The following is a 25,848-nucleotide window of genomic DNA, read 5'->3' as shown; positions in this document are numbered from 1 at the left end:
CCAGTGCGCTACCAAGTTCTCCACGATCGTCGGGGCAACGCTTGATTCGACAGCTGGGTCATGCATGATCTGATCCGTTCTAGAGAACATTTCGCTTGGCGCCCTGCGCAACAATTTGACAAGGACTGCGTGTGCGTATCGAATCGATCCTCAAGTCCGGCAGATTCCGGACAAGCAACGAAGGGACGAAGCAATGGAAGGATATGGCTGGATCAGCTTCCTGATCATCGGCCTCATCGCGGGCTTCATCGCCGAGAAGGTGATGTCCCGCAACCACGGACTGCTCATGAACCTCGCCGTCGGCGTGATCGGCGCCTATCTCGGCGCTTTCTTGTTCAGGCTTGTCGGGCTCGGCGCCACCGGATTCATTGGCGCGATCATCGTCGCAACGATCGGCGCCGTCGTGCTGTTGGCCGTAGTCGGCTGGTTCCGCACCAGGCGCCCCTGAGCACTTCAACCACCTAGCGAAAAACACAGCCAGATCGCCGCTCCCGCACCAGCAGCGGCGACAGCGATAATCAGCTCCGTGACGAGCAGGGCGCGCCACCGCGCCCCGGCGCGACAGTGTGCCCCAATCATCGTTCGGATCGGCCGCGCAGGCGCCCTTCTCATAGCCGCTTGCCATGGTCCCCGGCGTCGTGATCGGGGTCTATGCGTTCGCCATTCGGGCGGTGCTGCGCTGGGTGGAATGGCCGCTTCTGCTCGTTTTCGTTTTGATGTTCATCAACCTGGCTCTACTGGGTCTTTTCGCGCCACGAAGGAGCGCTCCAGACGCGTCAGGTTCTGCAAAGGCTTGCAAAAAAACTTGCTCAGCCTGGCCAAGTGAAGCCGCGGGTGGCTCGAAGGAAGGCATCGGTGGCCGGAGAATGGCGCCGGCCCGGCACGGTGACGGTGCAGATCTCGCGCTCGACCGCAGGCTCGATCAGGGGGCGCTGAATGAGGCCTGGCAGTGTCACCGAGTACTCCGGCATGAAGGCAAAGCCGATGCCGGCCAGCACCATCGCCTGCACCCAATCCTCGCGCTCTGAGCGGAAGCGGGCGTAGAGCATGACCTCTGATTCAGCGCAGGCCGCCATGACCATCTCGCGCATCTCGCAGGCGAGGCGGTCCACATAGGGCTCGCCCGAAAGCTCGCGCAGCGTCACGGCGTTCAGCTTTCCAAGGCGATGCTCTGGCGGAAAGACGACGACATAGCGCTCCGAGTAGAGGAGGTAGGTGCGGAAGGTGTCGGCCAGCGACTCGCTCCGGGTCATGATTGCGATGTCGAGGTCGCCATCGTTCAGTTGATCGGTCAGGTCTTTGACAGAGCCTTCCGAGACGGAGAGTTCAAGGCCCTTGTGCGTCGCCTCGAACCGCGCGAGAAACCGGGCCAATCGCAGGTGCCCGATGGTCGACATCACGCCCAGCCGGATCGGCACCTTTTCAAGTAGCCGGAAGTTCTGAGCAATCATCCGCGCGGTGTCCGCCTCATCGGAAATGTGCTGCAAATGCGGTAGCATCGATCGGCCGAATTCGCTCAAAAGGATCCGTCGTCCTTCGCGATGGAAGAGCGTGGCGCCAAGCTCCTCCTCCAGCGCCTTGATGCCTTTGGTCAGGGCCGGCTGCGTGACATTGCACTCTGTCGCCGCCCTGGTGAAGTTGAGGTGCTTCGTTGCGGCGAGCACGTATCGAATCTGCGCCATTTCCACGAGCAACCTCCCCCAAGAGCGCAGCCGGACCGTCAGGATACCATAAACTTCCCATACCGCAGGTTATTGTTCGATCACCACTCGCCATTTTCTTTTCGGCCGGAAACCGGGTTTCATGATGACTGCATCATAAGCATTCACGGAGGGAAAGATGACTGTCTACATGGTCGAACGCGATTTGAAGGGCATCGCGATGGATGACCTGGCCGCAGCGCAAAAGGCCGCCATCGCCACTGCCGAAACCATGCGCCGCGAGGGCGCTAAGGTCAGATACATGCACTCGTCCTTCGTGCCCAACGACGGCCGGTGCATGTGTTTCTTCGAAGGCGAAAGCGCCGAACAAGTGCAGTCGCTGAACGACCGGGCCGCGTTGCCCTATCAGAGGGTGACCGAGGCACTGGACCTTCGGGCCTGAGGGTCGGTGGCGTTGACTTGGTCAACGTAGACGTAGCCATGTGCGCGCATGATACGTCTCGCCTCCCGGTTGCCGCGCCCACTTACGCGCCCGTCACCTCACCCCAGAGAATTATCGATCAGTAGGAGAGGCAACGCCCAGGCATCAGGAGCCTCAATTCTCCTGCGTGCCGGGCTGCGCGAATGTGTTTGTCGGTCATGCCCTCGAGCGCCATGGCGGTCGCGGATTGTCCTTATTGATCGTTGACCGATCCGCTGTCAGTTTGGAGAGCGACGCAAAGACGGCAGCCCGAACGCCTATGCTGTAGACGTTGTCGGACCAGATCAGGCGACCGGTTTCGATCTCCATATCCCAAACACCTATATCGAGCAGCCGCTGCGCCAGACGGAGCTTTGCTCGATCCTCCTGTGGTTGGCGTTCTGGTTCCCGGTTGCCCTGCCTGGCAACCTGGCTTGAGGGATCGAGAAGGATCGCGACCGCAGCAGCGGACTCAGCAAAGTCGACCGGGTGCATTGAAGAAGCGTCTGCATATGCTCAGGGCACTCGCAAGAGCGATTCATGCAAATGCTCAGGGTTCTTGAACGAGCCTCGCCGAGCTACCACCTCAGCTTCTGCCTAACCCCCAAGGCCCTCAGTGAGATCTCTCCATGCCCTTGACAGACATACGAAAAGCAGTCGGCTACATCCGCGTGTCGACCTCCAAGCAGGAGATCGATACGCCGAGCCTAGACAACCAGGCAAGCCGCATCAGAGAGTGGGCCGCACGTCATGGCTACGTTCTTCTGGGGATCTATGAGGACACGGCTTCGGGACGCAAGGAAGGCAGTGTCGCTCGGAGGCCCGGCCTTCGGCAGGCGATCACCGAGGCGAACCGCGCAGCGGCAGACATCGTCATAACCACGCCGGCTCGTCTGTCTCGGAACCCGGCAGATGAGATCGAGATTGATCGTCTCCTGAAAGGGAAGATCATCACGGTCGCGGAGCCCGACCGTCGCACCGGCGTTCGTTCACGCAGGGTCATCAAGCAGTCGGTGGCCGATGCCGCGGCGGAAGCAGATGCGCTCTCCATGCGCACCTCCGGCGCCATGCAGCGCCTTGTCGCCGCCGGCAAGCACCGGGACAATCTGGGGAACAAGCGGGCTGCGGCCTACGCGTCGAGCAAGGTGCGTCGTGTAAAGGCCGACATCGCTATCGAAGACATCGCTCGAGTGCTGGCCGAGTCCCCCGCGCATCGGCAGCTATCCACGCGCGCACTGGCTGACCTCCTGAACGCTCGTGGTTTCCGGTCCGGCTCGGGGAAGCCGTGGTCAAAGGATGGGCTACACCGGCCGCGTCGCGCAGCACTGCGGCTTCTGGATGAACAAGCTGCGCTAGACGGCGAGATGGACGGGGGGCTGTGCGCGCCTGCGGCGATTCAGACCGACGGATTTCATGTCGCGGCTGCTTCGGAGCGCGAGAAACCTGCGAACGCGGGTCTGACTGATCCTCGCCCGGATGCCGAGAACTTGCCCGCGGCCGACCGCGTGGCGGACGAGGCGGAAGAGCATCCCTATCGGAACAACCCGCTCTTCGGGTTGTTCTAGTCTTCTCCGAGGAGGACGAAGCCTTCTTTGACGCCGAGGTCCTTCGACTTGCTGCTCACCGACCAAGCCGTTCGCAGAGTCGGATTCAAAATGCTATGTAACCGTCCACGCAACCGATGTTCATCTAATGTTCACGTTCCGAGGGTTACATATCGGTTTCATGAAAGCGGGCCTGGCTCCTTTTTTCCTTTAGGCAACCTCGCCCGAAGGTCACCGCTCGCTACCCGAACGATAGCCACCGGCGGCTACTCCGCATTGCCGCTTTTCTCTAAGTCGAGTCCAGCTCGCCAGCCGCCCGGCACATGCACCGGACTGAACCAACGGCACGCTGGTAGCGACGTGCAGAGGGAAGCTTCCTGAGGTTGCAGGTGTAGCCGAGTAGCTGATTGGCTGGATGGCTGAATAGCCAGAGCGTAGAGCCGGGGATCGAATTCCCGGAAGCCGCATCGCCGCGCATGGTGTTGGTCTTGTGGTTGGTCTTGTGGCCGGCGGGAGGTGGAGGTTTCCGGCGGCGCCAGCGACAGCCTTCATAGATCGGCCGGGATAGCCATCCTCCACCGACCTCAGGCCGGGCACGACATGCTCTGAACCCAGCGCCCTCGCCCAGCGAGACCCTATCCATATCCACGTTCGCCGGAACCATTGGGACGCTCGCTGGCTGGTCTGGCACACCAGACGACACCTGATAGCTCCCCGTGCGAGGAGCACGCTCACCGACCACCCCATTGAGCGGGGCGACGCATCCGACACGCTGGGCGCGATGCTTGACCTGCGTGCTCTAGTCGAACCGGAGCCGCTTGCCCCGAGTTGCCTGTCGGCCTTGGCCAGCGAGGTCACGCTGCAGGCCGCGCTGCGCTCATGCGTTGTTGCGGACCGGGGTAAGGAAGGGGCTGCAGGTGTCGGAAACGGACCGGGATCCATAAGCCGCAAGTCTACATGTATATAGTGATCTCTCTACCTTTACACCTTAACAGAAAAGTAGCGCAAACCTCCGGAAGGCAGCGGCAGCCATGTCACTCGCTCTTGGTTCCGGTCCGCGAAAGATGAGCATCGCATAACTGTGTTACTTACACAGATATGCGCTCTTGGAGCCGCGCGACCAGGCGGACTCTATCGTCGTCGCGCTTCTCCGGCACAACCATGCGCAGTCGCAGAAGGGGATGCTCCCAGTCACCAGAGGCTGATCCTACGACCAAGGCCGCGAACATCGGGATGCGGCACCATCGCCTCGATCGCCCAAACTCAATAGGGCGCTCCTTGGCTGGCGCCAGACCCCTTCCGCTATCTCGAGTCATCGGGTGCCACGGACGCTGCCGGTGCGCATCTGGCTGGTCTGGGGAGCATGCCGCGATCCTGCGCTGCGCTCCGGCTGCTGATCGGCGACAACAGCGCCTTCGGCCGCCACCGCTGATGTCAGACGCAGCTTTCACCCATGCAGTTCTTTGACGGACTGCTTGCGGCAGATGCGGCCCGATGCTGGTTCCGCAACGCCTGCCGCACTGTCGCGCCGGACCATTCGGTGCCCCGCTGTGTGCGCAGTCCACGCTCATTGGCAACCACTGCGATCTCTTCGCCGGTGCCATTCCTTCCGGCCGCCCGCAACGCTGTGCGGATCGCGTCAAGCTGCCGCGCGATTTTCTGGCTTCGCACCCTACGGGTCGCACCAGAACGTTCGCGCGCGCTTTCGGTCTGTTTTGGGTTTTCGCCTGTCATCTTGCGTGAGGCATGCGCAAGCTGCCGTTCAAGACCGGGTGTGTCTATGAGCATGCTGATCCAGGCGTCCTCGATCTCGCGAAGCCTCGCTTTGCTTTGGGCGCAGTAGAGGTGCTCACCGAATGAACGAAGCTCGGCAAGAAGCGCCTCCCGGTGCGCAGGTGCCGCTGCACGTAGCAGACGCCCGAGGGTGTCGACCATGACGCAGGAACGCAGTTGTTTCGCGCGAGTGAGCGCGGAACGCAGCTGCGGAAGATCGGCGAGGGTTCGCGGCGCGCGATGATAATCGAACGCGACGCCGAGAACCTCGTGTCCTTGCTTTGTCGCGAGGACCTTCGTCAGCACGAGCTGGGTCCAAATTTCCGGATGCTCTTTCCAAGCATCGGAAGATGATGGTCTCCGGCCATAGGTCGCCAAGGCGTAGCGGATCATGACGCGTCTCGAGGATCAGGGCATTTGCAGATGCTATTGGGCTGCGTCGAATGCAAGGGCTATGACACCTTCGGCGCGGGATATCGCAGGTGCCCATGCCGTTCGCTCCCGCCTGTCTCACCAGAGCCTTCAGGGCTGGCTTCTCTTTTGACTGCCATGGTCCCGGTCGTTTTCAGGAATGGACGCTGTCAGCGCGCGCTTTGCTGGCGCGTGCATGCATCCAGAACTCGTGGGTCGATGGTCGGGGGAGGCTTCTGCTCGACGGAAGGCCACTCAGATAACCGGAACCGTTTCGGGGACGAAATTCGAGATCCGCTGTTGCGAGATAATGGACACATAGGTGCCGTCGGCTTGCCGCACCGATAGCGAGATGACGAGTTCTTCCGGTAGATGCTGTTCGATCTCGATGATCGCCTTCTGCGTCTGCGTGGAGCATGCTTGTAATGCTGCCGAACGTCCCGGGGTCATACCCACCTTGCCGACGGCACTTACTGCATAGTTCACGGTCAGACCACGATGGACAGCCTCCTTCAGGATACCCTCAACCTGTTTGGCCATCTGCTTGTTGCCATCCGACGCAAAAGCGACAACGTTCGCCACCTTCTTGCCGCTGCCGTTCACCTGGTGGTTCAGAAGGTGCGCAAGGACGTAATGCGAGGCACGGCCGATCGCGCCCGTCGTTTGCTTGACATAGCGCCTTTTCTTCAACAGTTCCCATTGCGGAGCGGCGATGCCGATCAACTTCTGGTCCGGCTGCGATCCGAAACCGCCCTTGTCGCAGAGGTTGGGATCGGGAATGAAATTCAATTCGCCGGTAGTGACGAGGCCGGTGCCCATGCCATGATCGGGACTGACCGGCTGCAGCGTCACGTCCGAGGCTGCAAGTATGTTGTGCTTGATCGCGATGTCGCGGATCCGTCGGGCAAAGTCATGGATCCGTGTGTCGCCCCGACGGTTGTAGATGTCGAAGTCCCGCATCAGTTCAGCATGCATCGCTCCGAGGAACATGCCTAAATCGTCCAGGCCCGGATTGAAAGATATGCCGTTCACCGTGACAGTATCGCCGAAAATACCGTAGTCGAGACCTTGCTGCAGCGCCTTGGCCTCCGCCGTCGCCGTAGCGGCCTGGGTCTCGAGGCTCTTGATGAGCTCTTCCCATAACGGCAGGCTGCTGTCCGCCTTCAGTGGGAAGCTTCCTTTCCGCAAGAGCCGCTTGAGTGGATCTGTATATGGCACGCACGTTCTCCGGGCTGGAATTCATTTTCAGGCTGTTGGCTTAAAGTTCGTAGACGCCGAGCTGATCTTCAACAGGCACCATAGCTGCCTCCTCGGGGTTATTCGGCAGAAGATTGCGACATTCGAGATCCGCTGTGAAGCCGCACTGCGCCGACTTCATCAGCCTGAGCCTCCAAAAGAGTGGAGGGAATCGTCTCCGGGCGCGCGGGATACCCGAGCGGCGGACGTGTTGCTCTACGACTGCGATGCGCCGATCCCACATCATTCTTTGCGTGTGTCGCGAAACGACAACCCTGGCGGACAGCCTCAGGGAGGCTAGCCCTTCCATGATCCGAGCCCAGACCCTTAGCCGGCTCCAGCGGGCCCAGCGGTTGTAGCGGGTCTTCTGCGGCCAATATTGGGCGCGTCACACCACCTCAAACCATGGTCTTTGAATAGGACTATCCCGAGCAAGCCCCGTGGGTTATCGACCCCTGGGTCTAGAGTCGCGGTGCCGCCGCCAGCAAGGCGCGCGTATAGTCATCTTGCGGTGTGTCGAAAATGGCGTCGCGCGGGCCTTCCTCGACGATCAGGCCACGCTGCATGACCGCGACGCGGTCGGCGATCTCCTCGACCGCGGACAGGTCGTGGCTGACGAAAAGGCAGGCAAAGCCGTGCCTCTCCTGCAGTTCCCGAAGCAGGATGAGCACCTGTTTCTGGATCGTCATGTCCAGCGCGGAAACCGGCTCGTCGGCCACCACGAAGGCCGGGCGGCGGATCAGCGCGCGGGCGATGGCAACGCGTTGGCGCTGCCCGCCCGAAAGCTCGTGCGGAAAGCGCCGGCCCAGCCCCTCAAGGCGCACCTCCTCCAGAGCGGTCTGCACGCGCGCGGCGACTTCGGTCCTGGAAAGCCCGGACAAACGCAGCGCTTCGCCGATGATGGCGCCGATGCGCATGCGCGGGTCGAGCGACGAATACGGGTCCTGAAAAATGATCTGGCAGTCCTGCCGGAACCGGCGGAGGCCGCGGCCGGTGGCTTGGGTGACATCAGTGCCACGGAAGGTGATCGCACCGCCGGTGCTATCGATCAGGCGCAGCATGGCGCGCCCGAGCGTCGTCTTGCCCGACCCGGAGCCACCGACCAGCGCCACGACCTCCCCGGCGCGGATCTGCAGATCGACGCCGCGGACCGCCTGCACGCCGCGGCCGGTGCGGAAGAAGCGCCGCCGCCCGGCAAAGGAAACTTCCAGCCCGGTTGCGGCGATCAGCGGCTCGGTGGCGGCGACCGGCGGACGCGCCGGCGCGCGGCGCGGCAAGGCGTCCACCAGGCGGCGGGTATAGGCCGCGCGCGGAGAGGAGAGCAGCGCGCGTGCGGTGCCGGCTTCGACGATGCGGCCTTCGTGCATGACGATGGCGCGGTTGGCGTAGCGCGCGACAAGGCCGAGGTTGTGGGTGATCAGCATCACCGCCGTGCCGTGTTCGCGCGTCAGTTCCATCATCAGGTCGAGCACCTCGGCCTGGGTCAGCGTGTCGAGCGCGGTCGTCGGTTCGTCCGCGATCAGGAGTGCGGGACGCAGCGCCATGACGCTGGCCAGCATGATCCGCTGGCGCATGCCGCCCGAGAATTCGTGTGGAAAGGCGCGCAGGCAATCCTCTGCCCCGTCGATGCCGACGCACTTGAGCATGGCGATGGAATGCGCGCGGATCTCGGCCGGTCTCATGCGGCGATGCAGCGCCAGCCCTTCGGCCATCTGCCTTCCAATGCTGATCGCCGGGTTGAGCGAGGTCATCGGTTCCTGAAAGACCATGCCGATGCCAGGGCCGCGCACGGGCCGAAGATGGTCGGGCCGGTCTATGGCCTCGCCCGGCGCGCCGCGCGCCGAATGGCGCTGATCATGCTCGCCGGGGAGAAAGCCACCGCCTTCGGCCTGACTGGCTGGTCGATCGTGGAGGTGAAGGAAGCGATCAGCGAGATATATCGGGAATGGCTCGAGAATACTGCTGCACCTGGCGCAAAGGAGATCGACGCCGCGCTGGATCGCATTCGCCAGTTCGTCTCGCTCAATCAGCATCGGTTCACCCGAATCGAGAACGGTATCGGGATTCCTGCAACGGGAATTCGGGTGGGATCGAGGTCGCGCGCGGTCTCAGGCGCTCGGGTCATCTTCTGGCTGGCGAAGGCGGCAATCTCGCTCGGAAGCTGCCGAGCCGCCTCGGAACCGGCCGTGCCTATACGCTCGCGTACGAGGCGGTATTCGCGCAGTCCCCGGACCCGTCCGGCAACCGGACTTAATCCTTCAGTGATGCGCTCGGAATGCGCGGCCCGGCGGAACCTCTCGATCCGGGCATTCCGATCCATCCGACTATCCGATCACTCTCTCTTCTTTCCCGCCGTATCCTCAACCCAGGAGCACCTACACATGTCTTCTCTCGATTTCTCCGCGCAGCAGCGCAAGGCCTGTGACGCCGTCGGTCGCTGGCTGAAAGATGGCACCGATCATCAGCAGGTCTTCCGGCTCTTCGGCTATGCCGGAACTGGCAAGACCTCCATCGCTCGGCGTATCGCCGAGCAGGTAGAGGGTGAGGTAGTCTATGCCGCCTTCACCGGAAAGGCTGCCATGCGCATGGCGCAGGCCGGTTGCGAGGGTGCCTCGACGATTCACTCCACGATCTATACCTATGTCGGTCCGCGGAAGTCCCCGACCGGGTTCGAACTCGACCCGAACAGTGTCGCCGCCGGTGCGTCCCTGATCGTGATCGACGAATGCTCGATGGTCGGTCGGGACCTCGCGGAGGATCTCCTGTCCTTCGGCCGTCCGATTCTCGTGCTCGGTGACCCCGGTCAGTTGCCCCCGGTGGAGGGCGCGGGCTATTTCATGGGCGAGAAGCCTGATGTGAAGCTGACCGAGATCCATCGCCAGGCCGAGAACGATCCGATCATCCAGCTCGCCACGCTTGCCCGGAAGGGCAAGAAGCTTCCTGTCGGCGAGTATGGCAGGAGCCGCGTCCTCGGAAAGGATGTGATGCCGCCGTCGGACGCGCAGATCGACATCGTGCTTTGCGGGACCAACCGTATTCGTCGCGCCTTCAACATGCGCTACCGGAGCGCTGAGGGCCGGACGACGATCTTTCCCGAGCCCGGCGAGCAGCTGATTTGCCTGCGCAATCATGGTGGGCTGAACATTCGTAATGGCGAGATCTTCAAGGTCATCTCGATTGCCGGGGAGGATAGCGATTCCCAGGCCCTTGGTTTGGTGGTGCAGAGCCTTGAGTTTCCGGATCGCGCGCCGTTCGAGGTCAACGTGCCGACCCAGTGCTTCACCAATCCCGCCGCCCTGCCTGCGCAGATCGCCAAGGGACTCCAGCTCTTCGACTATGCCTATGCGGTGACGGTCCACAAGTCGCAGGGTAGCCAGTGGCCGCACGTGCTGATCTATGACGAAAGCAGGCTCTGGGACAAGAATGACGCGAATCAGCGCAAGAACTGGCTCTATACGGCCATTACCCGCGCCTCGGAGAGCGTCACCATCGCCCACCCCCCCAGCTGGTGGTGAGCCGAGAGGTCCGCATCCTTTTCTGCGGGTTGAGCGCCAAACCTTCGGGGGCATGTCTCCAGAAGGTTCCAATTGGCTAGGGAACGTCTGATCAATGGGTTCGGCTGCGCCGAGAGGGCGGTTTGCACGTGCTCGCCTACAACATGCGACGGGCCATCGAAATCATCGGAATTCAGGCCGTGATCGCCGCCACAAGGGCACAAGTACCTTCGTAAGATCGAGAACGCGGCTCCAATCGCGACTGAGAAACGGAGATCGCCTCGAGCGGCGTAAGATCCATCTGAGAAGCCCATGGCCCCGCCATCCCCTAGCAAGCCCAAGGTGGCCAATAACCGCGGCGTGGGCGCATGTTACATTGGTTTCCACACACCCACCGGACCTGCCTGCCGAGGCGGGGCGCCAAAGGCCGGGACGATCAGCTGGTCCTTGAGGCTCTGAACTACTTCCGCAGTCCACAACATCACCTGCCGGGGGCTGCCGCAGCGGTTCGGTCACTGCCGTCTGGAAGCGGTTCTCGCGGCTGAGCAAGGCCGCGTGTTCGGAGCGTTCTTCGCCATGCTCGCCGAGTGCAGCCGCACAACGCATGTGCGATCCGAAGCGAACAGCCCTTGACCTCAAGAGATCGTTCAGTATTTTGTTTTCCAATGGCGCGCCAATTGAGGAATGTCGCAGGGTAAAGCCCGCCTCCACGGTGGCCGTGATCCCCCTGTGGTTGGAGGTTCAAACCCAAGGGGCAACGGCTTGGCCATGTCGGCTGAATTGGGAAATTCCTACATCCTGATTGCCGGCATGGGCCGTTCAGGCTCAAACCGGCTGCTCGATATTCTCGACACAAGTCGCCGCACCGTGTGCCGCAACGAGGTGGACGAAATACTAGGCAGTTCCTTCGGGGGTATCGGGGCGACGCTGTTTCCCGAGGATTTTGGTCCGAGGCAGCTTGCGGCCCTGCAGGACGCGATATCCGGCGCAGCGTTGCGCAGAAGCGCGCGCGACCGGCTCGACCAGACCGACAAGGACTACCTCACCGGAACGGGTCGGCGGGTGCTTCCGGTCCTTGGGAAGACGCGGGTGCGGCGTCTACTGGGCCCGCTCGGCCTGCTCGACGGGCAAGACGAATGGCGCGTGCCGAGCCCGCTTCTGGCCGAGAGCAGGCTCCCCGACGCACGGCTCGTCCTGAAGCTCAACGGCACGCCGGCCTGGGCGGCGGCGCTTGCACAGGCGGATCCGGGGTGCCGGATCCTGCACAATATCCGCGCGCCGGCTGCGTATCTGCAATCCTGGTACAACCGGTTCATAAGAAACGGTGTGGGCACGGCGTCATTCGAGGCGAATTTCCGGGATGTCCCCCGGATTCTAGCCCATTTCGGCCGGCATGATGCGGACCGGCTGGCAGAGCCGGTCGAAGCGAACCTCGTCGAGGTGGAGCTTTGGCGCTGGCGATACATCAACGAAAGCCTGCAGTCGCTGGCCGCCCATTCGGACCGCTATCTTCTCCTGACCTATTCCGAGATCGAGGCCGATCTTCCGGGATCCGCGAAACGGGTTTTCGACTTTACCGAGCTCCCGCTCGACCCCGTGGAAGAAATTCGCATCCGCTCCCTGAAGAACGTCCTTTTCCGGGAGCCCCACAAGACGAGCTTGGACGCGGCCTTGTGCGACCGCCTCGTCTGCACGGTGCTCGAGGATAGCCCCCTTAGGAGTTTAATCTAGCCCGGAAAATTCATGAGGGTGTGGTGGAGGTATCGTAACCTGTTGAAAATGAGTATGTTCAGGTTGTCTACGCCGAACACTCAGTTTCCAGGATCACGACCTCCACCATGACTTTTTCTAGACGCACTTGCCCCCCTCTGTCATCCTTGAATGGCAAGCCTGTGCTGCTTGGCTTTGACGGCGCGGACATTAGTTCCGACACCGGTTTGACCCCGCTGCGCGACATCGAACGCAAAGCCGGACTGGCGCAGCGTCTCGCCGCTTGCATGGTGGACCCTCGTGATCCTGCCAGGGTGCAGTACAGCTTGGCCGTCCCGTTCGATTCGCCAGTGATCGTTGTAGGTCTCGCGGAAGGCGATCAGGGTGACGGACAACGCTCGTTCCACAGGGCGTCGATGGTGCGAGTGATGGTCGTGGCTACGCGGGCCGCGCGGACGTTTCCGCCAGGACGATGTCTCGACGCCTTGTTGTCGCACATCAGGCCTCGTGCTTCCATGCATCGGGCAAGCAAGCGACTGCACCGCCTTTCTTCCACTGCTTCCAGAAAATATCTTTAAGTCTGCCATAGTTTCGTGGCAAAACTCCGCATCCCGCATCCCGCATCCCGGATCCCGCCGCCCATGACCGCCGAGCAACTGTTTTGCAATTCACCGAATGGCGTGGATGTCGCTGTGATTATCGTAAACTACGGCACCGCCGAACTGGCTGTACAGGCGATTGAGAGCGTAATAGCGCGTAGCCACGGGGGCCGGTCGGTTGAGATGCATCTGGTTGACAACGCCTCCCCTGGTGACGACGCGGCCCGGCTAGCTCGAGCTCTGGAGGCCCCTTTCGGCGCCGAGCGGATCACCTTTTATCCTGAGAAGGTCAACCACGGATTCGGACGCGGAAATAATCTGGTGCTGAAAGCACTGGCTAACAGTTCCGCTCCGCCCCGTTACGTTTTGCTGCTCAACCCCGATGCAAGGCTCGACAATGAAGTGATCCAGATCCTTGCCGACTTCCTTGACAGCCACCCCGCCGCTACTTGTGCCGGGGCTCGGATCTCTGATCCTGAAGGCAATCCAGCCACGGCAGCGTTCCGCTTTCCGTCTTTGATCAGCGAATTCGCTGACACCCTCGCCTTCGGCCCTGTGGCCCGGCTTTGCGCTGATTGGACAGTGCCTCTTTCGCCCGTGATCGATACGATGCGGGTGGATTGGGTCTCCGGCGCAGCTGTAATGTTCCGCTTTGAGCCGTTGGTAGCAGCAGGTGGTTTCGACTCTGCCTTCTTTCTTTATTTCGAGGAGGTCGACCTGATGCGGCGACTTACTGCGGCGGGCGGCGAGGTTTGGCATGTCAGCGAAGCCCATGTCTTGCACTCGGAAGGAATCGCGACCGGCATTCGGGGCGGAGCCGGCGCTCCGCTGCGTCGACCCGATTACTGGTATAAATCTTGGGCCCATTACTTCCGAGCCAGTCACGGGCGCGTCGGCGGAGTTGCTGCAGCAGGCGTCAAGATGTCGGCGGGCCTTCTGAACCATCTGATTGCGCTACTGCGTCGGCGGCAGCCTTCGCTACCTGCGGGGTTCCTTCGCGATTTTCCCCGCGTGGCGCTACCGGTGCTTCTGCGCGGGGTCAGATCCAGTCGTTCGGGCGAAGGAAAATGACTAGCATCGCCACGATAATTATCGGCCGCAACGAGGGGAAACGTCTTGAGGCCTGCTTCGCATCGATCCCAAAGGCGACGATGCCGCTGATTTATGTCGATTCTGGTTCCATCGACGGCAGCCAAGAATTGGCCAGGGCCTTTGGGGCGCGGGTGGTGGAACTCAGTATGAACGACCCCTTCACCGCCGCCCGTGCCCGCAACGCCGGCTTCGCGACGCTGCGGGACGGCTGGGCGGTCAATTTCGTGCAATTCATCGATGGGGACTGTACGCTGCAGCCGGGCTGGATCGACACCGCTGTAGACTTTTTGCAGGCCAACCCTCAAGCGGCGGTAGTTTGCGGTCGGCTGCGCGAGCGGTTCCCCGAAACCAGTGTATATAACCGGCTTTGCGATCAAGAATGGAATACGCCGTTGGGTCTCAACAGTGCATGCGGTGGCATCTTCATGATCCGCGCGGACGCATTCGCTGCTGCGGGTGGTTTCGATGCAGCACTGATTGCAGGGGAGGAGCCCGAACTATGTGTCCGGCTGCGCGCCGCGGGTTGGGAGGTCTGGCGCATCGATGCCGAGATGGCTTTGCACGACGCTACCATGGCCCGGTTTTCGCAATGGTGGCGGCGAGCGCGCCGGGGCGGGCATGCTGCCGCCGAGGGATCTGCAATGCACGGTCGCCGACCCGAACGCCATGGTGTTGCTCAGACGCGTCGGGCTTTGGCCTGGGGAGTTGGCCTTCCGGCGGTTGCGGGACTTGGAGCGCTGCTCACCCCTTGGGCTTTGACACTGCTGTTTGCTTGGCCGGCACAGGTGGTCCGACTGGCGATCCGAGACGGCGCCGGTCGGCGGTTGATCTGGGAATGGGCCTTTTTCGTCACCTTGGGCAAGATCCCGGAGGCGATTGGTGTCCTTGAGTACTACCTGCGCCGTCTCGTGGGTCGGCGCCGCGGGCTAATCGAATACAAAGAGCGCGCCAGTGGCGACGAGTAAGTATCTCCGCCGAATGGCGGGCACCCATGCACTGTAGCCGAACAAAATCGGGACTCGCCCGACCGTGACCGCAACGGAGGTCGTCGCAAGTTCTTGCCCAGATCGTAGGCAAGAGGGATTTACTGTCCATGAATTCTTGAAAAACTGCTAGATTTTCTTCTCAGCGTGAACGAGCCGATGCAGGCGAAAGCGCTCATCAAACAGTCCATCTTGCCGTGATGCGCGGTGCATTGATGACAGAAAAACTTGGCGCCGGAGCGGCGCAGTTGGGGGCAAAAAATGTTACAAATCAGGCTCGACACGATTGGAATGTCTCAATTCCATCGTCCGGAATCTCGGCTCCGTAGGACACTGTGACTACATGGCCATTAGCCGAATATTTGCCATCGTTGCAATCGCCGTCATGTTGCCGGCTTCACTCAACCATACTTTAACTCAACCTTGGGATGAGTCAACCTCAGAAGCTTTACTTTTTTGGGGTGGTGACGTCATGAGCACGAACGGAAATGGCACGCAGGAACAGTCCGCACTGGAACCTATCGGCTATCAAGCAGAAGAGGTTTCTACGGAGGATTACGCTTTTCTCGAATCGCCCGCTGACGAAGCTCCGAAGGTTCTTGGCCTCAAGGCCGAGTTCTTTGTCCTGCGGCCGAAGTCTGCCTCGCGACTCGCCGACATCGACTTCTCCCGCGAACCCGATGCGACTGACGTCTGGGAAGAGTTCAACATCATTCGCTCTTCGGACCCGTTCTGGGAGGGTGGGCCAGCGGATAACTTTGCGGCTCGCTACACTGGTGCGCTCAATGTTGCTGAGAGCGGAAGCTACACCTTCTATCTCACCTCCGACGACGGCTCAGCCCTCTACATCGATGGCCAGCGTGTCATCAACAATGACGGGACACATGGTACTCGGGAACGCGCAGTCACGCTGCAGCTCGACGCCGGTTCCCACGACATCCAGATCCTCTATTTCGAACGTGGTGGGGCGCAGAGTCTGCGGTTTGAATGGGCCGGGCCGGACACGGGCGGTGTTCGCGGCCTCGTGAACGGATCGGCTCTCAGCCATGATGCGTCCCTTGATGCTGATTCCGCGGTAGAGTACCCGGGCGACGAGCCGGCCCCCGCGCCCGACGAGCCGGTCAATGAAACTCCAGGAGGAGAGGTGCCTGTGAGCGAAGCTCCGGAAAACCAAACCCCGATCATCGATCCTGACGGGGATGCAACGCAACCGGATCCTGTCGAGGATCCTGATCAGGCTGACGAAGCTTCGAAGGTCCTTGGCCTCAAGGCCGAGTTCTTCGTCCTGAAGCCATGGTCCGTCTCGGTCCTTGCCGACATCGACTTTTCACGCGAACCCGATGCGACCGACGTCTGGGAAGAGTTCAACATCATTCGCTCTTCGGACCCGTTCTGGGAGGGTGGGCCAGCGGATAACTTTGCGGCTCGCTACACTGGTGCGCTCAACGTTGCTGAGAGCGGAAGCTACACCTTCTATCTCACCTCCGACGACGGCTCAGCCCTCTACATCGATGGCCAGCGTGTCATCGACAATGACGGCGCTCACGCAACGCAGGAACGCGCGGTCACGCTGCAGCTCGACGCCGGTTCCCACGACATCCAGATCCTCTATTTCGAACGCGGTGGGGATCAGAGTCTGCGGTTTGAATGGGCCGGGCCGGACACAGGCGGTGTTCGTGGCCTCGTGAGCGGTTCCACGCTCAGCCATGATGCGTCCCTTGATGCTGATTCCGCGGTAGAGTACCCGGGCGACGAGCCGGCCCCCGCGCCCGACGAGCCGGTCAATGAAACTCCAGGAGGAGAGGTGCCTGTGAGCGAAGCTCCGGAAAACCAAACCCCGATCATCGATCCTGACGGGGATGCAACGCAACCGGATCCTGTCGAGGATCCTGATCAGGCTGACGAAGCTTCGAAGGTCCTTGGCCTCAAGGCCGAGTTCTTCGTCCTGAAGCCATGGTCCGTCTCGGTCCTTGCCGACATCGACTTTTCACGCGAACCCGATGCGACCGACGTCTGGGAAGAGTTCAACATCATTCGCTCTTCGGACCCGTTCTGGGAGGGTGGGCCAGCGGATAACTTTGCGGCTCGCTACACTGGTGCGCTCAACGTTGCTGAGAGCGGAAGCTACACCTTCTATCTCACCTCCGACGACGGCTCAGCCCTCTACATCGATGGCCAGCGTGTCATCGACAATGACGGCGCTCACGCAACGCAGGAACGCGCGGTCACGCTGCAGCTCGACGCCGGTTCCCACGACATCCAGATCCTCTATTTCGAACGCGGTGGGGATCAGAGTCTGCGCCTTGAATGGGCCGGGCCGGACACCGGCGGTGTTCGCGGCTTGGTGAACGGACCGGCCCTGAGCCATGATGCGCCGGCCGACCCGGTGAACGAAGCTCCGGAAAACGATGGGCCGCATGACCATGATGGGTCTCACGACCAGGATGGCTCGCACGATCACGGCGATGAAGATCATCAGGGATCGCCAACTTCTCCACGAACCGATGAAGAAATCGAAGCCTATGTGCAGGCCGTGAAATCGGAAGAAGACCATCACGGCCACCACGCGCACCCTGACAGCACACAAATGGCTACAGAACACCAGCAGTTGCTAAATCTCGTCCCACGCTCCGAAGCAACGCACGTGGCGATCGGAAATGGCGAATGGTTCGATGCTTCGACCTGGTATCAAGGGCGCATTCCGGACGCCGGCGCGAAGGTTCTGATCCCCCGTGGGGTCGAGGTGAACTATAATGGTGAAAGCGACGCTTCTCTTTTCTCGATCAGAGTAGACGGCACATTGCAGTTCGCCACGGATCGCGACACGAAACTTGTGCTGGACACGATGGTCGTTGCGCCGAGTGGTCGCCTGGAAATTGGTTCCGCCGAACGACCGATAGAAGCTGGAGTGAACGCTCGGATCGTAATTGCCGACAATGGTGACATCGATGTCAATTGGGATCCGACACTTCTCTCTCGGGGCGTCTTGTCCCATGGGTCTGTAGAAATCTACGGAGCCGAAAAGACGGCGTTTGAGAAGGTTGCGGTAGCACCCATGCGCGGTGATACGTCTCTCCATCTCTCTGAAGCGCCGACCGGGTGGCAGGTTGGTGACACTTTGGTCGTGACCGGGACACACAAAACCAAGCTTGGGACCGCGAGCCAGGACGAGGTTTTGGAGATCGTCTCAATCGATGGGAACAAAATTACCTTTGACCGTCCGCTTGCATACGACCACGATACCCCGCGCGAAGATCTTTTCGCCTACGTCGCCAATACGACCCGCAATGTCACTTTCGAGAGCGAGAGTGGCGCGGAGAGTGCCGTCCATCATCGCGGCCATGTGATGTTCATGCATAATGACGATGTAGATGTTCGCTACGCGGCGTTCGATCATCTTGGCAGGACGGACAAATCGACCCCTGCTTTTGACGTGGGGGCACTCGATACCATCTCGTCCGATAGCAACGTGAAAGGGCGATATTCATTCCACTTCCACAAGACCGGCACGGAAGACCAGGAGAACCCCGCGATTGCGCTTGGTAACACTGTCACGGGGTCGATTGGATGGGGCTTCGTGCATCACTCAAGTCACGCTGACTTCATCGACAACGTCGCCTACGATGTTTTCGGTGCGGCTTATGCCGCTGAAGATGGCGATGAGACTGGCACTTGGCTGCGGAACATGGCGATCAACGTGACTGGTGTTGGTTGGGGCGACTGGACGGTGAAACGCGGAGAAGACACAGCGAGGCACGACAATGGTCGCTCTGGCGAAGGGTTTTTCTTCGCAGGTCGACTAGTAGAAGCTACGGAAAACGTAGCAGCCAACACGACACACGGTTATGTCTGGATGACTCGTTCCGCGCCAACTTCAGCGCTTTCAGACAGTCTACATCACCCAACAATTGCCTATGGGCGAGAAACTCTCAGGCCCGACCAGGCGGCCATTCAGGGATTTCGCGACAACGAAGCATTCGGGACCGAAGTAGGCTTAATGGTTGTCAAGGCCAGCTCGATCCAAAATCATGACTTTAGAACAATTATGGACGGATTCCTAAATTGGGAGACTCTTCAGGGCGCCAATCTTTCATATACTGGACAATACACTCTGAAGAACTTCGATCTAGTTGGATCGAGTGAGAGCTACGCCAACAAGTATCACGGCACCGGAATGGTTATAGGTAATAACACACGCGATGTTGTTGTGAACGAATTTAAAGTCGAGGGATTTAACACTGGTGTCTATTTTACTGGAAACTCGCAGAGCCATTTTTTGATTGACGGAGGCTTAAGCGGCAATCTGAGAGATTACGTGGGCTATGACCCCGCTACGCACATAGAGCTGAGCAAAGACGAACTGATCTCAGGTCGTCTTTCCTATGAACCAAACCCATCAGTAACGGCAAGTGGTAGGGATGCTATACTTTCTGGGACTATTGAGGACTCCATTGGGGCGTACGAGCGGTTCCCAGTAAAGCTACATTGGTGGCACCAAGTTAGCCCGCTAATTGCCGAAAACGGATATTATAGCACGAGCGACGGCCGAAACGTAATTTTGATACCGGACTTAATCTCGGATCGCGCAACCGGTGAGATTTTAGTGCTGACTCAGGTTGTCACATTGAACATGACTCATCAGCAAATTCAGAACGACTATAGAATTAAACTACTTGGTGGCGCGGAGTATAATGGAGTTATCGATCTAGAAGGGCAAAAGCCAGACGTGAATGATGACTTCATGACCACCTTTGTCAATCAAGGGGTCATTCTGGATGTTTTAGCTAACGATTCAGATCCAGATGGCGGCATTCTTAGAGTGGCCGAAGCTGCCGATCCGAGAAATGGAAATGTGTTCATCGGAGACGATGGCAAGATTCTCTACCAACCTAATCATGGATTTACTGGCGTTGATAACTTCTCCTACTGGGCAGTTGATGATACAGGGCTATACTCGAAAGCCATGGTAAGCGTCGAGGTTTGGGATCTTTAGTCTTCCGCGCTCGCGGAATTCCGCTAAAACGCCAGTTGGCGGTGCGACCTGATCGCAAAAGAAGGAGCCGCGCCAATGCCTAAAGCTGCTGACGCGTCCGGCTTGGCTTTGTCGGACGCGTTGGGGCCGCTCTACGTGATCAGCCTCGCACACCGACTTGACCGGCGACGCGAGTTTGCGGCCCAGCTCGCGAAAATCGGGCTTTCTCTAAAGGACTCGCGCGTGCGAGTATTTCCCGGTGTACGTCCTGAAAAGGCCGACGGCTTTCCGAGCGTAGGAGCTCATGGCTGCTTTATGAGCCATCTCGGGGTGCTGAGAGCCGCTCTGGCGGAGGACGCTGCCGGCGTGATCGTTTGCGAGGACGATCTTGACTTCGGCAGCGATCTTTCAGCCCGGGTGCCGCAAATGCTCCAAAGTCTCGCCGCTGAGGATTGGGACATCCTATACGCAGGCCATTTAAACCTCCCCAAACAACTTGAGCCTTCCCTACCTGGTGGACTTTCACAGCTCAAGCCAGCACTGCCTGTGCACGGAGCTCATTTCCTCGTTTTTCGTTGTTCGGTCATCGCGCCGCTAATTGCCAGTCTCGAAGCAATCCTTGCCCGGCCGCGAGGTCATCCGGACGGCGGGCCGATGCATGTGGACGGCGCCTTCAATCATTTTCGCGCGAACAACCCTCAAGTGATTGCGCTCGCCGCCTTACCCGCGTTAGGCTTTCAGCGATCGTCGCGTACGGACATCCACGCCTTGCGCTGGTTTGATCGACTACCGGTGATCCGAGACGCTGTCAGTCTCGCACGTCGTGTTACGCGTAGACGAATATAAATGGCATATAGAGAACAATATGAGTTTCATAATCAAGCTGGGATGTCAGCGATTGTCCTATTCGACTGCGCTAGATGTGAGAATTGAATGCGAATACTGATTGTTACGCCAAACGCTTCGTTTCGCTCTGGAGGCGAAGCAGTCCTGCCCTTGAAGTACTTTACGTTCCTGCGTGCCCGTGGCCATGACGTCCGCCTAATTGCCCATTCCCGCAATCGTTCTGAACTTGCCGCGGCTCTACCCGATGCCGAACCTTACATACACTACGTTGAGGACACTGCATTGCATGTCGCGGTATGGCGGATGGGAATTCGTTTTCCAAGTGGCATCCGCGACCATCTGTTTGGCAATATTCTGCTACTGGTCAACGAATGGCATCAGCGGCGCTTGATCAGGTTGTTGGTGGCGAAGCAGCTTGTAGATCTAATTCATCAACCGATTCCCGTCTCGCCCACAGCGCCATCTATGGTCTACGGAATGGGAGTTCCCGTCGTAATTGGGCCCATGAATGGTGGAATGAGTTTTCCGCCTGGATACGAAGATTATGAAGGGCCAGGCACACGAACTTTCATTCGGTTGGCTCGGGCTCTTTCTGGGATCGCAAGTCGGTTGGTGCCAGGCAAGCGGCAAGCGGCCGTTCTGTTGGTAGCCAACGCGCGCACCCGCAGCGTTTTGCCGGTAGCACATTCGCGGGTAATCGAACTTGTGGAGAACGGTGTTGATTTTTCTACTTGGACCGCGCCCGCACAGGTAGCGAAGCGGCCAGGCTTTCGGCTGGTTTTCTTAGGGCGGCTGGTCGCGTTGAAAGCGCTGGACATTACCCTTGATGCACTTGCTCTAGCCCGTACCGAGCGCTCTGATCTGGACATCACACTTGATATACTGGGTGATGGGCCGGAGCGCTCGCGGCTCGAAGCGCTCGACCAGCCAGGGGTGGCTTTCCATGGTTTCCGACCTCAGACTGAGTGTGCAGAAATCCTAGCATCCAGTCATGCACTTATCCTGAACTCACTGCGGGAATGCGGAGGTGCGGTGGTGCTGGAAGCGATGGCGATGGGCCTACCAGTGATTGCCTCCGACTGGGGCGGTCCTTCCGACTATCTGACTTCTCAATGCGGCGTTCTTGTACATCCCACCCCACGCGACACCTTCGCGCAGCGTCTGGCAAGGGCAATTCTGGATTTGGCTCAGGACCCTGAGCGTGCAGCTGCTATGGGGCGAAATGGTGCGGCACGAGTACGCAGCGGTTTTGATTGGCAATCCAAAGTTAACCGAATGGAGGATATCTTTACCACAGTGATTGAAGACTCGTAATTCTACCAAGTTGAGAAACTACCGGCTTCTCCGCGGCGCCGCCACGGAACAGCGCCAGAAGTCGCTCAGCCTCGCGAGTTACGTCATGTCGGTCCAGCACCGCAGCGCGCCCGGCTTCGCCGAGGCGGCGGCAAAGACTAGGGTCAGCCAGTAAACGATCGAGGGCCTCGACCAAGCCGTTAACATCGCCCGGTGGCACGAGCAGGCCAGTCTCGCCGTCGCGTACCAGTTCAGAAACACCCGCTACCTGGGTTGCAATGACCGGAATTCGGCTCGCCAGCGCCTCCATAAGCACCACCGGTAGGCCTTCGGCGAAACTTGGCAGCACCAGCATATCGGCCTCGTTGAGCAGCGCCTTGACCTCCTCCTGGCTGCGGTAGCCGGCGAAATGGACGGTCTCCGTCAACCCCAGCGTCATTGCCAAGGACTCGAGCATCGCCCGCTCGGGTCCGTCGCCGACCAATGTAAGACGCGCATTCGGATAAACTGCGGCAACGCGGGCAAAAGCTTCCAGCAGTAGCGGCACGCCCTTAACCGCAGCCAGACGTCCGATGAAAAGCACACGCTGATCAAAACGGGCGCGGGGTGCGTCCCCATAGCGTGCTGGCTCCACCCCGCAACGTACGATGGCGAGCTTGTGCCAGTGCGCCGGATCGGAAAAGATCATCAACTGCGAGCGACAGAAATGGCTGATGCAGGCAACAAATCGCGCACGCGCGGTCTTTTCGTCGATGCGCCAGTGAATTGGTGCGAAGAACAAATCCGGCCCGTGGGCCGTGTAGCTGAACGGGATACCGGCCATAGTTGCTGCAATCATCGCCACCGTGCCGCTAGCATCTCCCAGGTGGTTGTGTAGATGCACCGCGCCACGGGCCTGCAAATGACGCGCGAGCACCCCTGCCTCGGCGAAGTAAAAGGCTTGCCAAAGCGTCGCCTTCAATCCAGCCGGGCGGGTCCTCCAAGCTAGCCGAGCGGCCGCACCCCAGCGACGCGAATCGTTGGCGATTAGCCGCAGATGTGCGCCCGCCAGCCTTAAAGGACTGCGCGCTGCCTCTAGCAGCAGGAAGGTGCGGGCGAACTCAGCCTCGGCCTCGAGGCCGCGCACTTCCTCAGGCGGCGGGCGACGCACAGAACAAGGCAGCACATCAGCTCCAAGGGCCCTCAGCGCGGCTACCTCGCGCAGGATGAAGGTGTGCGAGACCTTAGGATAAACGCCGGTCAGATAGGCGACCGGACCATAAGGTAGTAGCGAACGGTCGGGCATCGGGCAATTACTCGGCCTCTGAACAAGGAAGTGCATTGAAGCCCAGTTCGGTACCCTAGTGTCAATCCCTTGTCAGTAGTTTCCACTCAGCGGCCGCGACTCCAGTCGTGGCCCTGCGGTCGAGTACGCACCGCCAAGGCCACCGCAGCATAGACAAGAAAGCCCGACGGTACAGCAAGTATCAGCCTCAACAACTCTCCCGGCCCTAGCCGAGCCTTACCCTCGTGCGCGACTAGCTCAGGATGGTATGCGAACAGCTGTCGCATTCCAGCATCCTGCCTGCGTCGCACCCGGACCAGCGCCAGGAAGCCTTCAGCAAGCGGCCAGTAGTAGGGAGCGGGAACCTCCACCCGTTCCGTAGGCGAAAACTGAAGCCTAGCGTAGCTATCATCCGCGATTAACGGAGGAAACGTGTCCCAGCGCTCACGCCCAGCGGCATTTACTGCATAACAACCTGCGCCCACCGCACCACCACGCAAAAACGGTAACCGGCGCCAGAAACTGCCGTAGAGTGCGGTAATGCGGCTTCGTGCCTGAGCTAGTTCCAACCGACCGGTGGCGTAGAGAGGTTCAGAGACGGAGAGCGCCGCACGCAATTGGCCAAGAAGCGCTGGATGGCAACGGATGTCGGCGTCCAGGTACAACCGCCACGCGCTGCTCGCGGTGGCGTCGCCGGCGTTTAGAGCGCTAGGCTTGCCGCCCTGCGGCAGGTCAAGCACTTGGAGTTGCCAGCTGCGAGCTGTGAAGGCCGCGGCATAGCTGCGAGCAATGTCGGCTGTCGCATCGCTGCATCCGTTTGCGGCTACGATAACCTCGACCGGTCCCGCCGCAGCATCCTGAGCCAGTAGTGCCTCCAAACAGGCGCCGATATAGTTGGCCTCGTCGTGGGCAGGAATGACGACGCTTATCGGTTCCGAGGAAGTCCCAGTCCGAGTCTTGCATTCCGCCTTCTGCACTGAAGCTTCCCCTCAACGTCACGCACGCGACCTTGTTTACTAGACTAAGCCTAGCGGCATAGCGCGTTTCAGCAAATAGCCAGCGAGCGGCAAGCGACAAAACTATTTTAGTCAACGAAAAGGCCTCTGCGTAGCGGGCTGATTTCGGGATTCTGGTTTGATTTTGCCACGTTGTCTGCGCCGTTGCCTGTGCAGCGGATTTAGGTGGGGCGTGGGTTGAGTTTTATGCGATTGCCGGGGTTTGCGGGTTGAGGATTATCTTGTTCGCGGCCTTGAGGAGGTTCTGCCCGATGGCCGCCATCGCCAGTTGGGCATGGGTCCTGGCGCAGCCGAAGTAACGTGCGCGGTGCAGGCCGAAGAGGCGCTTCATGGTGCCGAAGCACTGCTCCACCCGGAAGCGGCGTTTCGAGATCAGCTTGTTGAAGCGTTTCTCGGATGGGCGCAGCGGGCGGCCTCGTGCGGCCTTTCGCATGATGCCGTCGCGGTGCTGGCCGCGCAGCGCATCGCGGTTGGCCTTGCTGGCATAGGCCTTGTCGGCCAGAACGCGCTGGGCTGTCGCGCCTTCGATCATAGTGGCGAATTGCGGGCTCTCGGCCTGATTGGCCGGGGTGGTGTGGACGCGGTCGATGTAGCCGTCCTCGTCGGTACGGGCGAAGGCCTTGTAGCCCAGGGTGCTTTTCGACCCCTTCTTGACCCAACGCGCATCCGGATCGGCGCTGAAGTGCATGTCCGGCGCGTCGGGGGCATCGCCTTCGGCTCGGTCCTGTGGTGGGTCGATATGGTTGCGCGGCCGCGCGGCGCTTTCGACCAGCGTGGCGTCGATGATCGCGGCCTCTGCGGCCTTCAGTTTTAACCCGTGATGTTCAAGCTGGCGGCAGACTTCGGCCAGCAGATCATCGTAAACCCCACCTTTGACCAATGCGTTGCGAAACCGGCAATGAGTGGTCTCGTCCGGCACCGGCGCATGCAGGCCCAGCCCGCAAAACATCATGAAATCCAGCCGCACCTTGAGCGCGCGTTCCAGTTTCGGGTCCGACAGCCCGTGCCACTGGCCGATCAGCAGGCACTTCAACAGCACCAGCGGATCATAGCCCTGCGGCCCATCCCCCGACCGCCCCAGACCGCGCGTCAGGATCGGCGAGAACGCCCGTAAGTCGATCAGCGCATCGATCCTGGAGAGCACGTCGTCAGCATCAATCCGAACCGCCACTTCACGCAAGAAAAGGTCCATGGTCCCACCCGAAAACTGCCCCATCGACAATAGCAGGGCAGACAAGGCGCGGGAATCCTCAACTTGCAGAGGTCTTACGAAACAAAAAAGTTGGCATTGATGTGAATCCCGGAGACAAAATGTTGGGCTGGGGCACGGTTTCTTGAGACAGCGTCGAGCGCTACTTTCCGTATGAACGGGGGTAGAACATGGACGACAAGAACGAGTTGAAACCTGGCACGACGGCGGCCTCGGCCCCGACGACGCGCGCCCCACACGCTGGCGGCGGCGGGGCCGAGGCCGGTCCGGGCAAGCGTTTCTCG

The 25,848-nt window shown here is 60.3% G+C and carries 18 protein-coding genes and 2 pseudogenes; 11 read left to right on the top strand and 9 right to left on the bottom strand.

What is annotated here, in order from left to right; all coding sequences use genetic code 11:
- The first annotated feature begins 193 nt into the window (after positions 1–193).
- Positions 194–448 carry a GlsB/YeaQ/YmgE family stress response membrane protein gene (locus IM708_RS04045; protein WP_209425042.1) on the top strand — a complete coding sequence of 85 codons (255 nt, stop codon included), beginning with the start codon at positions 194–196 and terminating at the stop codon, positions 446–448.
- Between the two features lie 361 nt (positions 449–809).
- Here the strand turns inward: IM708_RS04045 and IM708_RS04040 are convergent, their stop codons facing one another.
- Complete coding sequence (locus IM708_RS04040; RefSeq protein ID WP_209425041.1) at positions 810–1,682, bottom strand: LysR family transcriptional regulator; 873 nt, start codon at positions 1,680–1,682, stop codon at positions 810–812.
- A gap of 169 nt (positions 1,683–1,851) precedes the next feature.
- Here IM708_RS04040 and IM708_RS04035 point away from each other — a divergent pair, with 169 nt between their 5' ends.
- Complete coding sequence (locus IM708_RS04035) at positions 1,852–2,103, top strand: nickel-binding protein (RefSeq protein WP_209425040.1); 252 nt, start codon at positions 1,852–1,854, stop codon at positions 2,101–2,103.
- Between the two features lie 195 nt (positions 2,104–2,298).
- Here IM708_RS04035 and IM708_RS04030 read toward each other — a convergent pair whose 3' ends face one another.
- On the bottom strand, positions 2,299–2,616 hold the full coding sequence (locus IM708_RS04030) for a hypothetical protein (protein ID WP_209425039.1): 318 nt from the start codon (positions 2,614–2,616) through the stop codon (positions 2,299–2,301).
- A 134-nt stretch (positions 2,617–2,750) separates the two neighbouring features.
- On the opposite strand from IM708_RS04030, the gene IM708_RS04025 reads away from it, so the two are divergent.
- Entirely contained in the window at positions 2,751–3,686 is a 936-nt protein-coding gene (locus IM708_RS04025) for a recombinase family protein (RefSeq protein ID WP_209425038.1), read from the top strand.
- A 1,413-nt stretch (positions 3,687–5,099) separates the two neighbouring features.
- Here IM708_RS04025 and IM708_RS04020 read toward each other — a convergent pair.
- From IM708_RS04020 to IM708_RS04010, 4 genes and pseudogenes are all read right to left on the bottom strand, one after another.
- On the bottom strand, positions 5,100–5,831 hold the full coding sequence (locus IM708_RS04020; protein ID WP_209425037.1) for a recombinase family protein: 732 nt from the start codon (positions 5,829–5,831) through the stop codon (positions 5,100–5,102).
- 273 nt (positions 5,832–6,104) lie between these two features.
- Entirely contained in the window at positions 6,105–7,067 is a 963-nt protein-coding gene (locus tag IM708_RS04015) for a hypothetical protein (protein WP_209425036.1), read from the bottom strand.
- Between the two features lie 310 nt (positions 7,068–7,377).
- Positions 7,378–7,544 (bottom strand): annotated as a pseudogene (locus IM708_RS21215) (IS5/IS1182 family transposase); the annotation flags it as partial.
- Between the two features lie 2 nt (positions 7,545–7,546).
- Positions 7,547–8,836 carry an ABC transporter ATP-binding protein gene (locus IM708_RS04010; RefSeq protein WP_245242988.1) on the bottom strand — a complete coding sequence of 430 codons (1,290 nt, stop codon included), beginning with the start codon at positions 8,834–8,836 and terminating at the stop codon, positions 7,547–7,549.
- On the opposite strand from IM708_RS04010, the gene IM708_RS04005 reads away from it, so the two are divergent.
- The 8 genes and pseudogenes from IM708_RS04005 (at position 8,741) to IM708_RS03970 (ending at position 22,095) form a co-directional block, all read left to right on the top strand.
- Positions 8,741–10,600 carry an AAA family ATPase gene (locus tag IM708_RS04005; protein WP_245242987.1) on the top strand — a complete coding sequence of 620 codons (1,860 nt, stop codon included), beginning with the start codon at positions 8,741–8,743 and terminating at the stop codon, positions 10,598–10,600. The two genes, IM708_RS04010 and IM708_RS04005, sit on opposite strands and share 96 nt — an antisense overlap.
- Positions 10,601–11,347: 747 nt before the next feature.
- Positions 11,348–12,310, top strand: coding sequence for a sulfotransferase domain-containing protein (locus tag IM708_RS04000; protein WP_245243000.1), 963 nt, complete (start codon positions 11,348–11,350; stop codon positions 12,308–12,310).
- A 107-nt stretch (positions 12,311–12,417) separates the two neighbouring features.
- Positions 12,418–12,618: pseudogene (locus IM708_RS03995) on the top strand (transposase); the annotation flags it as partial.
- Positions 12,619–12,930: 312 nt separating this feature from the next.
- Positions 12,931–13,959, top strand: a complete 1,029-nt coding sequence (locus IM708_RS03990; RefSeq protein ID WP_209425032.1) for a glycosyltransferase family 2 protein — start codon at positions 12,931–12,933, stop codon at positions 13,957–13,959.
- Complete coding sequence (locus IM708_RS03985) at positions 13,956–14,945, top strand: glycosyltransferase family 2 protein (protein ID WP_209425031.1); 990 nt, start codon at positions 13,956–13,958, stop codon at positions 14,943–14,945. Before IM708_RS03990 ends, IM708_RS03985 begins: the two co-directional genes overlap by 4 nt.
- Before the next feature lie 361 nt (positions 14,946–15,306).
- A complete protein-coding gene (locus IM708_RS03980) occupies positions 15,307–19,956 on the top strand; it encodes a PA14 domain-containing protein (RefSeq protein WP_209425030.1) in 4,650 nt (1,549 codons plus the stop codon).
- Between the two features lie 75 nt (positions 19,957–20,031).
- Entirely contained in the window at positions 20,032–20,781 is a 750-nt protein-coding gene (locus IM708_RS03975; RefSeq protein ID WP_209425029.1) for a glycosyltransferase family 25 protein, read from the top strand.
- A gap of 87 nt (positions 20,782–20,868) precedes the next feature.
- Complete coding sequence (locus tag IM708_RS03970; RefSeq protein ID WP_209425028.1) at positions 20,869–22,095, top strand: glycosyltransferase family 4 protein; 1,227 nt, start codon at positions 20,869–20,871, stop codon at positions 22,093–22,095.
- On the opposite strand, the gene IM708_RS03965 is transcribed toward IM708_RS03970, so the two are convergent.
- The 3 genes from IM708_RS03965 to IM708_RS03955 all read right to left on the bottom strand — a co-directional run bounded on the left by IM708_RS03965 (position 22,070) and on the right by IM708_RS03955 (position 25,546).
- On the bottom strand, positions 22,070–23,359 hold the full coding sequence (locus tag IM708_RS03965) for a glycosyltransferase family 4 protein (protein WP_209425027.1): 1,290 nt from the start codon (positions 23,357–23,359) through the stop codon (positions 22,070–22,072). The two genes, IM708_RS03970 and IM708_RS03965, sit on opposite strands and share 26 nt — an antisense overlap.
- A gap of 86 nt (positions 23,360–23,445) precedes the next feature.
- Positions 23,446–24,315, bottom strand: a complete 870-nt coding sequence (locus IM708_RS03960) for a glycosyltransferase (RefSeq protein ID WP_209425026.1) — start codon at positions 24,313–24,315, stop codon at positions 23,446–23,448.
- 223 nt (positions 24,316–24,538) lie between these two features.
- A complete protein-coding gene (locus IM708_RS03955; RefSeq protein ID WP_209425025.1) occupies positions 24,539–25,546 on the bottom strand; it encodes an IS5 family transposase in 1,008 nt (335 codons plus the stop codon).
- Between the last annotated feature and the right edge of the window lie 302 nt (positions 25,547–25,848).

The organism is Pararhodobacter sp. SW119 (assembly GCF_017811755.1).
GTDB lineage: Bacteria > Pseudomonadota > Alphaproteobacteria > Rhodobacterales > Rhodobacteraceae > Pararhodobacter.
This window is presented reverse-complemented; position numbering and strand designations above follow the sequence as displayed.